The organism is Niveibacterium sp. COAC-50 (assembly GCF_013184235.1).
Classification (GTDB): domain Bacteria; phylum Pseudomonadota; class Gammaproteobacteria; order Burkholderiales; family Rhodocyclaceae; genus Niveibacterium; species Niveibacterium microcysteis.
Map to the genome: position 1 here is coordinate 675,118 of NZ_JABCJM010000001.1, position 14,306 is coordinate 689,423.

15 protein-coding genes are annotated in these 14,306 nt (G+C 65.7%); 6 read left to right on the forward strand and 9 right to left on the reverse strand.

What is annotated here, in order from left to right; translation table 11 throughout:
* Positions 1–9 precede the first annotated feature (9 nt).
* The 3 genes from HH302_RS03070 to HH302_RS03080 all read right to left on the reverse strand — a co-directional run bounded on the left by HH302_RS03070 (position 10) and on the right by HH302_RS03080 (position 4,424).
* Positions 10–1,875 carry a tetratricopeptide repeat-containing diguanylate cyclase gene (locus HH302_RS03070; RefSeq protein ID WP_172198050.1) on the reverse strand — a complete coding sequence of 622 codons (1,866 nt, stop codon included), beginning with the start codon at positions 1,873–1,875 and terminating at the stop codon, positions 10–12.
* Between the two features lie 144 nt (positions 1,876–2,019).
* Positions 2,020–3,396 carry a phosphomannomutase/phosphoglucomutase gene (locus tag HH302_RS03075; protein WP_172198053.1) on the reverse strand — a complete coding sequence of 459 codons (1,377 nt, stop codon included), beginning with the start codon at positions 3,394–3,396 and terminating at the stop codon, positions 2,020–2,022.
* Positions 3,397–3,446: 50 nt separating this feature from the next.
* Complete coding sequence (locus HH302_RS03080) at positions 3,447–4,424, reverse strand: hydrolase (protein ID WP_172198056.1); 978 nt, start codon at positions 4,422–4,424, stop codon at positions 3,447–3,449.
* A gap of 124 nt (positions 4,425–4,548) precedes the next feature.
* Between HH302_RS03080 and HH302_RS03085 the strand changes: the two genes are divergently transcribed.
* On the forward strand, positions 4,549–5,370 hold the full coding sequence (locus HH302_RS03085) for a hypothetical protein (protein WP_172198059.1): 822 nt from the start codon (positions 4,549–4,551) through the stop codon (positions 5,368–5,370).
* Here the strand turns inward: HH302_RS03085 and HH302_RS03090 are convergent.
* The 4 genes from HH302_RS03090 to HH302_RS03105 form a co-directional block, all read right to left on the reverse strand.
* The gene (locus tag HH302_RS03090; RefSeq protein WP_172198062.1) at positions 5,340–5,771 is read right to left on the reverse strand and encodes a nuclear transport factor 2 family protein; all 432 of its coding nucleotides are present in this window, start codon (positions 5,769–5,771) and stop codon (positions 5,340–5,342) included. The genes HH302_RS03085 and HH302_RS03090 overlap by 31 nt on opposite strands.
* Positions 5,768–6,790 (reverse strand): lipopolysaccharide heptosyltransferase II, encoded by a 1,023-nt coding sequence (gene waaF / locus HH302_RS03095; protein WP_172198065.1) that lies wholly within the window; start codon positions 6,788–6,790, stop codon positions 5,768–5,770. Before waaF ends, HH302_RS03090 begins: the two co-directional genes overlap by 4 nt.
* Positions 6,791–6,866: 76 nt before the next feature.
* Positions 6,867–7,067, reverse strand: a complete 201-nt coding sequence (locus HH302_RS03100) for a zinc-finger domain-containing protein (protein ID WP_172198068.1) — start codon at positions 7,065–7,067, stop codon at positions 6,867–6,869.
* A gap of 12 nt (positions 7,068–7,079) precedes the next feature.
* A complete protein-coding gene (locus HH302_RS03105; protein ID WP_172198071.1) occupies positions 7,080–8,000 on the reverse strand; it encodes a branched-chain amino acid transaminase in 921 nt (306 codons plus the stop codon).
* 107 nt (positions 8,001–8,107) lie between these two features.
* Between HH302_RS03105 and HH302_RS03110 the strand changes: the two genes are divergently transcribed.
* Genes HH302_RS03110 through HH302_RS03120 form a run of 3 tightly spaced genes read left to right on the forward strand, consistent with a single transcriptional unit; the run spans position 8,108 to position 10,346 of the window.
* Positions 8,108–8,581, forward strand: coding sequence for an NUDIX hydrolase (locus tag HH302_RS03110; RefSeq protein WP_253945982.1), 474 nt, complete (start codon positions 8,108–8,110; stop codon positions 8,579–8,581).
* 27 nt (positions 8,582–8,608) lie between these two features.
* Entirely contained in the window at positions 8,609–9,703 is a 1,095-nt protein-coding gene (gene mnmA, locus HH302_RS03115) for a tRNA 2-thiouridine(34) synthase MnmA (RefSeq protein WP_172200678.1), read from the forward strand.
* Between the two features lie 16 nt (positions 9,704–9,719).
* On the forward strand, positions 9,720–10,346 hold the full coding sequence (locus tag HH302_RS03120) for a hypothetical protein (RefSeq protein ID WP_172198074.1): 627 nt from the start codon (positions 9,720–9,722) through the stop codon (positions 10,344–10,346).
* Positions 10,347–10,369: 23 nt separating this feature from the next.
* Here the strand turns inward: HH302_RS03120 and HH302_RS03125 are convergent, their stop codons facing one another.
* The gene (locus tag HH302_RS03125; protein ID WP_206253506.1) at positions 10,370–11,914 is read right to left on the reverse strand and encodes a wax ester/triacylglycerol synthase family O-acyltransferase; all 1,545 of its coding nucleotides are present in this window, start codon (positions 11,912–11,914) and stop codon (positions 10,370–10,372) included.
* Positions 11,915–11,936: 22 nt separating this feature from the next.
* Between HH302_RS03125 and HH302_RS03130 the strand changes: the two genes are divergently transcribed.
* Complete coding sequence (locus HH302_RS03130; RefSeq protein WP_172198077.1) at positions 11,937–12,194, forward strand: acyl-CoA-binding protein; 258 nt, start codon at positions 11,937–11,939, stop codon at positions 12,192–12,194.
* Positions 12,195–12,229: 35 nt separating this feature from the next.
* On the opposite strand, the gene HH302_RS03135 is transcribed toward HH302_RS03130, so the two are convergent.
* Complete coding sequence (locus tag HH302_RS03135; protein WP_172198080.1) at positions 12,230–12,511, reverse strand: polyhydroxyalkanoic acid system family protein; 282 nt, start codon at positions 12,509–12,511, stop codon at positions 12,230–12,232.
* Positions 12,512–12,597: 86 nt separating this feature from the next.
* Between HH302_RS03135 and HH302_RS03140 the strand changes: the two genes are divergently transcribed.
* The gene (locus tag HH302_RS03140; RefSeq protein ID WP_172198083.1) at positions 12,598–14,277 is read left to right on the forward strand and encodes an AMP-binding protein; all 1,680 of its coding nucleotides are present in this window, start codon (positions 12,598–12,600) and stop codon (positions 14,275–14,277) included.
* The last annotated feature ends 29 nt before the right edge of the window (positions 14,278–14,306 follow it).

Genomic DNA, 14,306 nt, shown 5'->3' on the forward strand with positions numbered 1-14,306 from the left:
GCTGCGCGCTCAGTCTGCCATCGCCATCCGGTCGCGGCCGGCCTGCTTGGCTTCGTAAAGCGCGAGGTCGGCGCGCCGCAGAACATGAGTGAGGGCTTCACCCGGCCGTAGCCGTGCAACGCCCATGCTGAAACTTACGACGAGTCCGCTCGGCAGGCCGTCAGCGGGCATGTGCGCGACGGCGCTTCGCATGCGTTCGAACACCGCCTGCTCGGCGCCCGGTTGCGCCACGGGCATCACCAGCAGCCATTCCTCGCCGCCCGCGCGGCCGAGCATGTCGTCGGGCCGGATCGCGGACGCCGCTGCCTTGTAGAAGTTGCGCAGCACGGCGTCGCCCACGTCGTGGCCATAGCTGTCGTTGATCCGCTTGAAGTGGTCGAGATCGAGCAGCGCGATGACGGCCCCGTGTGTCGATGCCGCGGCTCGCGCCTGCACTGACTCGGCGAACTGCATCACGGCGCGGCGATTGGGCGCGCCGGTCAGTTCGTCGAGCAGCGCGAGCGAACGGAAGGCCTGTTTCTGCGCCACTTGCCGACGCAGCAGGATCACCCCGCTGAGCAGTGCCACCACCGCAGCAGCCAACCCACCGGCGAGCGCGAGCTGCCGTGCCTGTTGCGCCTGGATCGTCGCATCCTTGAGCTGCTCGGCGAGTTTCAGGCGCGTGTTCTCGGCCTCGCGCCGCTGGGTTTCATAGCGGACCGAGAGCTCGGTCAGCGCCTGGATCTGCTGGGTGTCGAACAGCCGCTGCTGTGCACGCAGCTGGCGTTGTACCGCGGCGTAGGCCTGTTCGTAACGCCCGAAGGCCGCATTCACGCGTGCGTCTGCGCGCCAGTAGGTGCTCTCGTTCTGCACGGTTTCGGTGGCCATCAGCACCGGTTTCGCCCGGGCAAGCGCGGCCCAGGCTTCCGGGTCGCGCAGCATCGCCAGCGCATCGGCCAGGCGCACGTCGATGCCCGCCACCGCCAGCGTGTTCTGCCCTGCGGCGAGCACCGGGCCGGCGCGCCGCAGGGTGTCGACCGCTTCGCGCGCGTTGCCCTGGTCGATCAGCACGTCGGCCAGCGTCAGTTCGGCGAACGCGACGCCGAGCTTGTCGCCAATGCTGCGGCTCAGTTCGATCGAGCGCCGCAGCGCGCGGTCGGCCTCGCCCCGGTTCTCGTTGCTCTGCGCGACCGCGCCGAGTTCGTAGTAGATCGTTGCTGCGAGGTAGGCCTGATGGGCCGGATTGATGAGTTCGAGTGCCCGGGTGCGTTCGGCGTTGCCGCGTTTGGGGTCGCGCAGGCGGTCGTAGAGCGAGGCCGACATGTAGCGCAGCTCCGCTTCACGGGTGCGATTGCCGGTTCTTTCGAAGTGCGACAGCGCGGCTTCGAATTCGAGCGCGCCGTCCTGATGGCGCTGCATCGAGCGGGCGAGGAACCAGCCGTACTGGCTGCGCACGATCGCCTCGGTGTCCCTGTTGCCGGAGCGCTTGACGGCATCGAGCGCGGCTTCGAACGCGCGATGGGCGTCCGCCAGGCGGTTGTCCGCCGCCTTGATCTCGCCTTCGACGGCAGCGAGCAGCGCTTCGGCGTCTAGGTCGCGCAGTTCTGTCGCCAGGTGCTGCGCCTCCACCATCGGCGGCTGCGCGGAGACCGAGTCGCCCACGAGGTTGTAGGCCATCGCCACCTGCGTCAGCGATTCGAGCAGCACTTTCTGGTCACCCCGGCTGCGCGCGGCAGCGGCCCGTTGCGTGGCTTCGCGCGCCGTCGTGTAGGGGTCGTGGTCGAGCGCACCGCGCAGGGCCAGGGCGTCGACCGCAAAAGCGGCGTCACACGCGATCAGTCCGACGACGATCGCGGCGAGACGCAGGCAACGCAGGAATCGTGGCTGAACAGGCATCCGGTCTGGTTCGGGATGGGAATATCTCCCGCGTCAGTATGCCTGCCCCCGCGCGCGGCGTGAATCCTCGCTTCCCCCTTGTTGCATGTGCTGCCGGACGCAGCTCGCCACGCGCCTTGCGGCCGGTAGTGCCCCGCCAGGCGGTCAGAACGGCAGCGTCAGTCCGGGCCGGAGTGCGCGTATGGCGCGCGCGGTATCGGCTTGAATCCGCGCGAGCGCGGCTTCGTCGTCGGCCTCAAAGCGCAGCACCAGTACCGGCGTGGTGTTGGATGCGCGCATCAGGCCGAAGCCATCGGCGTACTCGACGCGCAGGCCATCGATCGTGATCCGCTCGATTTCGCCTTCAAAGTGTGCCGAGGCCTTGAGCTGCGTGACCAGTTCAAGCGCTTCGCCTTCGCCCATCTTTACGTTGATTTCCGGTGTGCTGATCGCGTTCGGGAGCGCCTTGAGCACCGCATTGGCGTCGGGGTGCTGCGAGAGGATCTCGAGCAGGCGCGCACCGGTGTAGAGGCCATCGTCGAAGCCGTACCAACGCTCCTTGAAGAACACGTGGCCGCTCAGCTCACCAGCCAGCGGTGCGCCGCTCTCGACGAGCTTGGCTTTCATCAGCGCGTGGCCGGTGCACCACATCACCGGTTCGCCGCCGTGCTGGCGGATCCACGGGGCAAGGTGACGGGTGCATTTCGCGTCGTAGATCACCTGGCCGCCCGGCACGCGCGTCAGCACATCGGCGGCGAACAGCATCAGCTGGCGGTCCGGGTAGATGATCTCGCCATCCTTCGTCACCACGCCAAGGCGGTCGCCGTCACCGTCGAACGCAAGGCCTAGTTCGGCCTCGCCCGCCTTCAGTGCCGCGATCACATCGTCGAGGTTTTCCGGCTTGCTTGGGTCCGGGTGGTGGTTCGGGAAGTTGCCGTCGACCTCCGAGAACAGTTCGGTGAGCTCGCAACCCAGCCGGCGGAACAGCGCCGGTGCGGTGTTGCCGGCGGCGCCGTTGCCCGAGTCGAGCACGATCTTCATCGGCCGCGCGAGCTTCGCATCCGACAGGATGCGCGCGATGTAGGCGGGGCGCACATCGGTCTGGGTGATCGCGCCAGAGCCTTCGGTGAAATCGCCCTCGACGATGCGGCGTCGCAGATCGCGAATCATCTCGCCGTGCAGGGTTTCGCCGCCAAGCACCATCTTCAGCCCGTTGTATTCGGGCGGGTTGTGGCTGCCGGTGATCGACACGCAACTGTGTGCGTCGAGATGGTAGGCGGCGAAGTAGGTGAGCGGCGTTGCGACACAGCCGATGTCGATCACATCGACCCCGGCGCGGGTGATGCCCTCGCTTAACGCCTCGGCGAAGGCCGGACCGGACAAGCGGCCATCACGGCCCACCACGATCGTCGATTGGCCGCGTGCGCGCGCTTCGGAGCCGATCGCGCGGCCGATCTGCGCCACCACGTCGGCGGTCAGGGTTTTGCCGACGATGCCGCGGATGTCGTAGGCCTTGAAGATTGATTGTGCAGGAACGGACATCACGGATTCCTCAGCAGTTCATACGGGGTGAGCCGGCGCCGCAGGGGCGCTTAGTTGCCGTGTTCGAAGAAGTGCAGCATGCGGCGCGGCAACCATTCCAGGTTGCCCGGGAAGCGCCCCTCGACGAAGCCCACATGACCGCCCTGGTCGTGCAGCTCCAGCTTGACCGTCGGCGAAAGCGCGTCGGGCTGCGGATAAACCGAACGCGGGATGAACGGGTCGTTGCGCGCATGCAGCACCAGTGCAGGCAGGCGTATCTGCGGCAGCAGGGGTTTCGACGAGCACCGCGTCCAGTAATCCTCGGTGCCGTCAAAACCGTGCAGCGGCGCGGTGATCACGTTGTCGAACTCATAGAGGTTGCGCGCGCTGCGCAGCTTTGCGACGTCAAACGCCTCAGGGAAGCGATCGAGCTTCTCAATGCAGCGTGCCTTCAGTGTCGACAGGAAATTCTGCGTGTAGACGCGGTTGAAGCCGCGCGCGAGGTGGTGCCCGCACGCCGTCAGATCCAGCGGTGCGCAGACCGACACGATGCGCTCCACCACCGATGCTGCTGCGCCGCCCTCGCGTGCAGCCCACACGAGCAGGGCGTTCCCGCCGAGCGACACGCCTGACGCATAGCGCGGCACATCGTCAAAGCGTTGTGAGAAGCGCCGGAGGATCCAGTCGATCTCGTCAGCGTCGCCGGAATGGTAGGCGCGCGGCAAGCGATTGGGTTCGCCCGAGCAGCCACGGAAATGCGCGACGGCGCCATTCCAGCCCTGCCGGTGCAATGCGGCGAGCAGGGCACGCGAGTAGTGGCTGCGGCTGGAGCCTTCGAGGCCGTGGAACAGCACGACCAGCGGTTTGCCCGGGCGACGGGCGAGCAGGTCCACGTCGATGAAGTCGCCGTCCGGCGCCTCCCAGCGTTCGCGTGTGAGCGAGGGCAGCGGCGGCTTGATCGCGAGGGGCCAGATCGTCTGTGCATGGCTGCCTACGAGCCAGGCGGGAGCCCGGTAGGGCGGTGGAAGCGGAGCGGAGCGGGGCGTCATGGCGCGGCTTGCAGTGGCGGAATTCGCATCGTCGAGTATCGGATGATGCCACCGCACCGGCGCCGGATGACGGTTTGAACGCGGCAGCGCAGGCTGCCGCCCACGAAGTCTCATGGAGAGCATGATGAATCTGCAGGTTTTTCGGCACCACGCACCGCTTGGCGCGGTCCTCTTGATCATTTTCGTGTTGGCGCTGGCGGGGCCGATCCACACCCCGGCACACTACCACGCGTTTGCCGACCAGCGCGCATGGGGTGCGCTGCCGCGCGCGGCCGATGTGCTGTCGAACCTGCCCTTTCTCTGGGTAGGTGCGCTTGGCCTGCTTGGCATTGGTGCCGGCCGCTGGCTGACGCCGCCGGTTCGCCTGGCAATGCGCGCGTTCTTCGTTGCGATTGCGCTGACGGCGGCGGGCTCCTGGTGGTATCACCTGCAGCCGGACGATGCGCGCATCGTGTGGGATCGACTGCCGATCGCACTGGCCTGTGGTGCGCTGTTTGCGGCGGTGCTGGAGGAGTGCTCCAGCGTGCGCCCGCCCTTGGGCTGGTTGCCGACGCTGCTGCTGTTGGCCGCGGGCAGCGTGGCGTTGACGAACGATGCGCTCTGGCTGGCGCCCGGCGACCTTCGCGCCTATCTCGCGCTGCAGCTTGGCTTGATGATCGTCGCGCCGCTGTTGCAGTGGCGTGCCGGGCTGGCGTGGTCGCAGCGGCGGCTGTGGCTGGCGGCGGTTGGCTGCTATCTCGTCGCCAAACTGCTGGAGGTCGCTGACGGCGCGGTGCTCGATCTGACGCAGTGCGTGAGCGGCCACACGCTCAAGCATCTGTTCGCCGCGGCGGGTGCGTGGTTTGTGTGGCGCGCGTTCCGGCTACGCAAGCTGGCGGGCCCGGCGCTTGAGGCGGGCGCGGGCCGCCCGGCGGCTCAGTGGACGATGCGCGGCGTATCGTCCTGATAGCCGCTGGTGTTTTCTGGCGACGGCGAGGCGTGATGCATCGCGATGCGCCAGCCGAATGGGCCGCGCACATACACGTTGGTGGCGATGATCGGCGGCGGAATGCCGTCCTCGCCTTCCACGACGACATGCTGCAACACGCTGCGCACCGCGAGCATCGGGCTGGAATGGAAGACGCCGTGGTGCACCCGCAGGCGCAGACGCAGGCCACTTTCAAAGAGTTGCTTCCAGGCCTCGCGGATTGCGTGCAGGCCGACGAGGCGCGCGCCGCCCGGGTGGATGCAGACGACTTCATCGCCTTCGGACCACAGCGCCATCAGCGCTTCGAGGTCGCAACGGTTGAACGCGTCGTAGAACGCCGCCTCGGCGTCTTCGACGCTCGCGTGGAAAACGGGTTTCATCGGGGGCCTCCTTGGGTCAGCAGGTCGCGCGCTTGCGCTTCGACCATCTCGGGCGTGATCTTGTTGAGGCAGTCGAGGTGCCCCAGCGGGCACTCGCGTTTGAAGCAGGGGCTGCAGGGCAGCTTGAGCCAGATCACCGCCGCGCGGTCTGACAGCGGCGGCGTGTAGTTCGCACTCGTCGAGCCGAACAGCGCCACCAGTGGCGTGCCCAGCGCGGCGGCCACGTGCATCAGGCCGGAATCGTTGGTGACGACGAAGCGTGCGTGGGCGATCAGGTCGATCGCGTCAGCAAGCGAAGTGTTGCCGCACAGGTTCAGCGCCGCGCCGCCCGACAGGCGCACGATTTCGTCGGCGACCGGTGCGTCCTTCTTCGAACCGAGAATCCACACCGGATTCCCCTCGGCCTTGAGGCGGCGGGCCAGTTCGGCGAAGTGGCGTTCCGGCCAGCGCTTCGCCGGGCCGTACTCGGCGCCGGGGCAGAAGACAACCGGTTTCGGTTCTGCGGCCAGACCGTGTTTGGTCAAAGTGGCGGCTACAGCCGTTGCGTCGCGCCGCAAAAGCGGATTCGGCAACGGGCGTTCGAGTGCGGTGCCAGGCACTTCGGCCAGTTGCGCATAGCGTTCCACCTGCAGCGGTAGCGCTTGCTTGTCGAGCCGGTGGGCGCGGTTGATCACACCGTAGCGCGCTTCGCCGATGAAACCGACGCGAACCGGAATGCCGGCGAAAAGCGGGATCAGTGCGGATTTCCACGAGTTCGGCAGCACGTAGGCTTCGTCGTACTGGCCGGCGAGCGAACGTGCGAGCTTCCATCGACCGACCGGATCAAACGCACCATGCCCGAAGGGATTCGGGATCACCTTGCGGATTTCCGGCATCGCCTGCAGCGCCGGGGCCACCCAGGCTGGCGCCAGCGCGTCGATGACGACGTCGGGGCGCCGGGTGGCCAGGCGCATGAACAGCGGCTGGGCCGCGACGCAGTCGCCGATCCAGTTCGGGGTGACGATCAGAATCCGGGTCATGGGGCTCGCAATGAAAACGGGGGCCGAAGCCCCCGATCCGCTGTGCGTGTCGGGGGCGGCTGCCACCCGGGTCGGCTCAGTGGTGTCCGGTCGGGCGTTCGCCGGTGAAGTGGTACTTCGCACCGCAGTACGGGCACGCCGCGTCACCGGTCTTCAGCACATCGAGGAACACGCGCGGGTGCCGTGCCCACAGCGGGGCGTCCGGCATCGGGCAGTGCAGCGGCAGATCTTTCGCGGTGACCGCGATGGGCTGGTTCTTGTCCTGATTCTCGGGCATGGCGCAAACCTCTCAGACGTAAGCGAGCCAGTCTTTGTGCTCGGGCAGGCGGCCGTTCACCAGATCGAAGAAGCGTGCCTGGATCTTGGCCGTGATCGGGCCACGCGAGCCGGTGCCGATGGTGCGGTTGTCCAGCTCGCGAATCGGCGTGACTTCGGCTGCGGTGCCGGTGAAGAAGGCTTCGTCGGCGATGTAGATGTCGTCGCGCGTGACGCGCTTGGTGACGATCGTGTAGCCGAGTTCCTTGGCCAGCGTGTGGATCGTGGAACGGGTAATGCCGGTCAGCGCGGAGGCGATCTCCGGTTCGACGATCACGCCATCCTTGATGATGAACACGTTCTCGCCCGCGCCTTCAGCGACGAAGCCTTCGGTATCCAGCAGCAGGGCTTCGTCGTAACCGTCGCCGGTGGCTTCGAGGTTGGCGAGGATCGAGTTGGCGTAGGTCGAGGCCAGCTTGGCGCGCGGCATCGTCACGTTCACATGGTGGCGGGCGAACGAAGCGGTCTTCACGCGGATACCGCGCTCCAGGCCGTCGTCACCGAGGTAGGCGCCCCACGGCCAGGCCGCGATGGCGACATGCACGGTCGCGCCGCGCGTCGAGATGCCCATCTTCTCTGAGCCGTAGAAGGCGATCGGGCGCATGTAGCAGCTCTCGAGCTTGTTCGCGCGCACGACTTCCTTGTGTGCTTCGTTGATCGTCTCTTTGTCGAACGGCATTTTCATCATGTAGATGTGTGCCGAGTTGAAGAGGCGGTCGGTGTGTTCCTTCAAACGGAAGATCGCGGTGCCGGAATCGGTCTTGTAGGCGCGCACGCCTTCAAACACCGACAGGCCGTAGTGAAGCGAGTGCGTCAGCACGTGCGTGGTGGCTTCGCGCCACGGCACGAGCTTGCCGTCGAACCAGATGAACCCGTCACGATCGGCCATCGACATGAGCATTCCCCCTTGGAATTGTGTTGTTGCATCGCCAGCAGCCGGCGAAAGGCGAGATTTTAGCCGATTCCGCCCTGACTCCGGCAGCCGGCCCGGTGCGCGCTAAAATGAGCGTTTTCCCGCCGGAGCCGAAGATGGGCTGGAATCTGCATGTCACCGTGGCTGCCGTGGTCGAAAACGCAGGCCGCTTCCTGCTTGTGGAAGAGGAAACGATCGATGGCGTGCGGCTGAATCAGCCCGCGGGTCATCTGGACGAAGGCGAGTCGCTGCTTGCCGCATGCTCGCGCGAGGCACTTGAAGAAACTGCGCATCGCGTCGTGCCTAGGGCGCTGGTGGGGGTCTATCAGTGGCCTCGCTCGGACGGCGAGATCACTTACGTCCGTTTCGCGTTTGCTGCAGACCTCGCTGGTTTCGAGGAAGGGCGTGTGCTCGACAAGGGCATCCTGCGCGCGGTGTGGATGACGCGTGACGAACTGGCAGCCTGCCCTGAACGGCATCGTAGCCCGCTGGTGCTGCGGTGTATCGATGATTACCTGGCCGGCCGGCGCTACCCGCTGGATCTGATCCGGCATTACGACTGAAGAAGACAAGCCATGAGCGGTAACGGAATGAAGGTGGTGGTCGGCATGTCCGGCGGTGTGGATTCGTCGGTGGCGGCGCTCTTGCTCAAGCAGCAGGGCTATCAGGTCACCGGCCTGTTCATGAAGAACTGGGAAGACGACGATGACGACGAGTACTGCTCGACACGGCAGGATCTGGTCGATGTCGCCTCGGTGTGCGACGTCATCGGTATCGACCTCGAAGTCGTGAACTTCTCCAAGGAATACAAGGACCGCGTGTTCGCCGACTTCCTGCGCGAATACGAGGCCGGCCGCACGCCGAATCCGGACATCCTGTGCAACAGCGAGATCAAGTTCAAGGCCTTCCTCGATCACGCGATACAACTTGGCGCCGACAAGATCGCGACTGGCCACTATGCCCAGGTGCGCGAATGGCACAACGATGGCGTGACGCGCCATCAACTGATGAAGGCAGAAGACGGCACCAAGGATCAGAGCTACTTCCTCTACCGACTGAACCAGGCGCAGCTGTCGAAGACGCTGTTCCCGCTGGGGCACCTGTACAAGCGGGAGGTGCGCCAGATTGCCGAGCAGGCCGGGCTGCATGTCTTCGACAAGAAGGATTCGACCGGCATCTGCTTCATCGGCGAGCGTCCGTTCCGCGAATTCCTGATGCGCTACCTGCCGACCAAGCCGGGCGAGATCCGCACGCTGGATGGCGACAAGGTGATCGGCGAACACCAAGGGTTGATGTACCACACGATCGGCCAGCGCAAGGGCCTGCATATCGGCGGCATCAAGGGCAACGATGTGGCGGGAGAGCATGACGCCTGGTACGCCGCGGTGAAGGACGTTAAGAAGAACGTGCTCTACGTCGTGCAGGGGCATGATCACCCGGCGCTACTGAAGGAACGTCTGCAGGCGATTGATCTGAACTGGATCTCGGGCGATGCGCCCCGCACGCACTGGGTCTATACCGCCAAGCCGCGCTATCGCACGCCGGACGCGCCCTGCGAGATCGAGGCGATCGACGCCGAACGCTGTGAAATCGCGTTTGCAGCGCCGCAGTGGGCGCTCACGCCGGGCCAGTCGGTGGTGGTCTACGAATCGCGAGTCTGCCTGGGTGGCGGCATCATCGCCTGAACTTCCCGACCCGCGCGTGGGGCAGCGCCTGGCATGGGCGCTGACCCTATCGCTGATTGCGCATGGTATGGCGGTGCTGGCCTATCGGCCCGGCGGCGCGCCGGGCACCGTGCGCTTCCAGGCGCATCTGCGACCAGCGCCCGCCCGTGAAGAGGTAGTGGTGACGACACCGTCTGCGGCGGTTTCGGCTGAACGATCGATCTTGTCCTCGCACGCATCCGAACGCAGGTTGGTGCGGCGCCCGGAGGCGGCAGCGGACACGCCGACGGCGACGGTTGAGGCCACGCCAATCGCCGAGCCGCGCAGCGGCCGTGACATGGCGGACGACGCCAAGGCCGATCTGGGCCGGGTGCTGCGCGAGATGTCGCGGCAGGAACACACGCTCGATCCCGCGCGTTTCCAGAGGGGTGAGCGCCGCGAGGCACCGCGCGATGCCGTCGCTGCGGCACTGGAAAAGCGCTTCGGTCGCCCGATGCCGTTTCACGAGGAGTCCAACTGGGTGGACGCGAATGGCGCCATGAGCTGGCGTATCGCCACCGAGGCTGGCGCCGTCTGCTTCAAGGAGTTACCGACTCAGGTGCTGCTCAGCGCCCCGGGTCAGGGGATCCGCAGTTCGATTCTGGTGCCGATGCTGTGCGACTGAGTGGGTGTTGCTGACGCAGCGCCTCAGTTCTCGCCCAGTTCGGCCTTGATGTGCTGCTCGACGTCTTGCGGGTCGCTCAGGCGGTCCCACGGCTCCATCAGCACCAGCCACATCAGTTTCTCGAACTCGCCGGCGAAGCGGCTGATGATGTGCTCCGGATCCGGGCAGTGCTTGTGATCCGTGATCAGGCCGAACTGCACGTTCCCGTTGTACGACAGGATGCTCACGCCCATGCCGATGTTGCCGCTCTGCGGCACCCACACCATCAGCTGTGAGATGTTCACGCCGGCCAGGAACAGCGGGTTCTGCGGGCCAGGCACATTGGTCATCACGGCGCTCGCCTTGTTCGCGAGCAGGTCGAGTGCTTCCTGCTGCACAATCTTCGGCGCCATGCCGGCCACGCCAAGCAGGGCAAAGGCAACCGCAGCCTGGTAGGAATGCTTCAGCGCGGCCATCCGTTGGCGGGTCTCGTAGAGGCGCTCGAGCGGGTTCTCAAGACCAACCGGCAACTCCAGCGCGACCAGGCCGAAATGATTGCCGAGCTTGGCGGCCTGGCCGGCTGGCCGCAGGTTGACCGGCACCATGGCGCGTATCTCGATGCCATCCACCGGGTCCCCTTTTTCCTGCAGGTAGCTGCGCAGCGCGCCGGCCACCGATGCCAGCAGCAGGTCGTTGATCGAACAGCCGAGGACTTTGCCGACCGCCTTGATCGTGGGTAGCGGCAGCGGGTCTGACCATGCAACCGCTTTCGCGATGCCAGCCTTGCCCTTGAAGCGGGTGTGCGAGTCGTCCGGCATCATCGCGAGCTTGGCCAGCTCGCTGGCAAATGCGGCACCCATGCGTGCGTGGCTGACCGCCTTGCCCGGGTTCATCAGTAGATCGAGGTAGCCAAACCAGAGCTTGCTGCCGACCGCGAGTGAATTGAGCCACGCCTCGGTGGCCGGGCTGAAGACCTTCCACCAGAACTGGTCTTCATCCTCGGGCTCGATGTGCGCCTTCGGCTTCGGCGGATGTGGCAAGCCGATCGGTGCATCCGGGTGTTCGTCGGTCAGCGACAGGATCACGCCGATCAGCGCGATGCCGTCGGCGATGCAGTGGTGGATGCGCACCGCCATCGCATTGACGCCGCTGGGCGTCGAGATGACCTGCATTTCCCACAGCGGGCGATTCGGGTTGAGTGGCTCGCTCGCCAGATCGGCGACGTGCGCCTTGAGCGCTTCAAGGTCACCGATGCCCGGCAAGGCAACCGGGCGCACGTGGTTGCGGATGTCGAACTCCGCGTCGTCTTCCCAGTAGGTGGAGGTGAGGGACGACGTGACGCGCTGGCGGAAGCGGGGGTAGCGATCGACCATGCGGATCTGCAGGGTCTTGCGCAGGCGCTCCAGATCGAGAGGCTTGTCGAAAACCATCACGCCCAGGATCTGCATCAGGTTGCTCGGCCGGTCCATCCGCAGCCACGCCGTGTCGATACTCGACATCTTCTCGCGCGCCATCGATTCCTCCTTGGTGTATTTGGGCGCAATAATACGGCTGCGGCGCGCTGGCGTCGCCCGGTATTGATCACGCATCCGACAATTCAAGGAGACCGCAATGAGCGACCTGAAGGCGCTATTCGAAGCAGCCGTGGCCGATTCCAAGACGCTCACGGAGCGCCCGGACAACGCGACGCTGCTCAAGCTCTATTCGCTCTTCAAGCAGGCGAGCGAAGGGGACTGCGAGGGGAAGCGCCCTGGTTTTACCGATCCGGTGGGGCGTGCGAAGTTCGATGCGTGGGCGGCGCTCAAGGGCACCGCCAGCGACGAGGCGATGAATCAGTACATCGCGCTGGTGAAGGCGCTGAAGGGCTGACAGTGGAACGGCGGCGGGGGCCGCCGTTTTCACGTTCAGGCGGAGCCGAACTCTTCGTCGAAGAACTTGTGGATCTCGGCCTCGAATGCGCCGCGGAACATCGCGAGCAAGAAGCCGAGCTTCATGCGGATCTCGACCGCATCGCCGTCGAGTTCGAGCTGGCCGGATACGCCGGAGCGCTCGAATACCAGGGTATCGCCCTGCCATTCGAAATCGAGTTGATGTTTTTCCCTCAGGTCGGCCGCGACGCGTTCGGCCGCCGCCCGGGCTTGTTCGGGCGTGAGGGTATGGGTGCGCCGGATATGGATGTCGCTCATGGTGGGGCGGGAGTGTGCGCTAAACGGGGGCGCGCTGCCAAGCGGGCTCCCGAACAAAAAAGCAGACGCAAAAAGGAGGAGGGGATATGGAGCCGATCTGGCTGAAGAGCTATCCGGCGGGGGTGCCGGCACAGGTTGATCTCGATGCCTACGCATCGGTCGTCGAGGTCTTCGAACAGAGCGCCGTGCGCTTCGCCGACAAGATCGCCTACATCAACATGGGCGTGCGGATGAGCTACCGCGAACTCGATCTGCTAACGCGATCGTTCGCGGGCTACCAGCAAGGCGAACTGGGCCTGATGCCGGGGGACCGCGTTGCGGTGATGATGCCCAACTGCCTGCAGTATCCGGTGGCGGTATTCGGCACGCTGCGCGCGGGGGGCGTGGTCGTCAATTGCAACCCGCTCTACACCGTGCGGGAGCTGCACCACCAGTTGAAGGATTCCGGCGCACGCACGATCGTCGTGCTGGAGAATTTCGCGCACACGGTGCAGGAGGCGATTGCCGGTACCGCGGTCGAGAAGGTGATCGTGACAGGCTTGGGCGATCTCTTCCCGGGGCTCAAGGGTGGCATCGTCAACCTGGCGCTCAAGTATGTGAAGAAGATGGTGCCGCACTGGTTCATCCCCGGTGCGGTGCGGATCAAGCCGGCGCTGCGCCGCGGCATGGAGACGGGCTTCCAGCCGGTCTCCCGCACGCGCGACGACATCGCCTTCCTGCAATACACCGGCGGCACCACCGGGGTGTCGAAGGGGGCCATCCTCACGCACGGCAACATCGTGGCGAACCTGCAGCAGGCCTACACCTGGCTGGCGCCCTGGGTGAAGGAGGGCGAAGAACTGATCGTCACCGCGCTGCCGCTCTATCACATCTTCTCGCTGACGGCGAACTGCCTCACCTTCATGCGGATCGGCGCGGCCAACCTGCTGATCACCAATCCGAGGGACATTCCGGGCTTCGTGCAAGAACTTTCGCGCTATCGGTTCACCGCGATCACCGGGGTGAACACGCTCTTCAACGCGCTGCTGAATAACGACGACTTCCGCGATCTGGACTTCTCTTCGCTCAAGCTCACGCTGGGCGGTGGCATGGCGGTGCAACGGGCGGTTGCTGAGCGCTGGCAGAAGCTGACGGGCAAGCCCTTGCTGGAGGCGTACGGGCTCACCGAGACGTCGCCCGCCGTCACGATCAACCCGCTTGATCTGCCGGCATACAACGGCACGATCGGCCTGCCGGTACCCTCGACCGAAGTCTCGATACGCGACGACGCGGGCCAGGAAGTGCCGCTCGGTCAGCCGGGCGAACTCTGCGTGCGCGGCCCGCAGGTGATGGCCGGCTACTGGCAGCGGCCGGAAGAAACCAGGAAGGTGATGACCTCCGATGGCTTCTTCTGTACCGGCGACGTGGCGGTCGCCGACGAGAAGGGCTTCTTCCGCATCGTCGACCGCAAGAAGGACATGATTCTGGTGTCCGGCTTCAACGTGTATCCGAACGAGATCGAGGATGTGGTTGCGGCCCACCCCGATGTGCTGGAGGTGGCCGCCGTTGGCGTGCCCGACGAGAAGTCCGGCGAGGCGGTGAAGATCTTCGTCGTGGCGCGGCATGGTGGTTTGACCGATCGCGCGCTGATCGCCTTCTGCCGCGAGCGGCTCACCGGCTACAAGGTGCCAAGCCAGGTCGAGTTCCGTGAGGAACTGCCGAAGACCAACGTCGGCAAGATCCTGCGTCGCAGCCTGCGCGACGAAGCGCGCGGCGCCGCGCGCTGAGGGCACGGCAAGGCCGCGCCGCCCCAGCG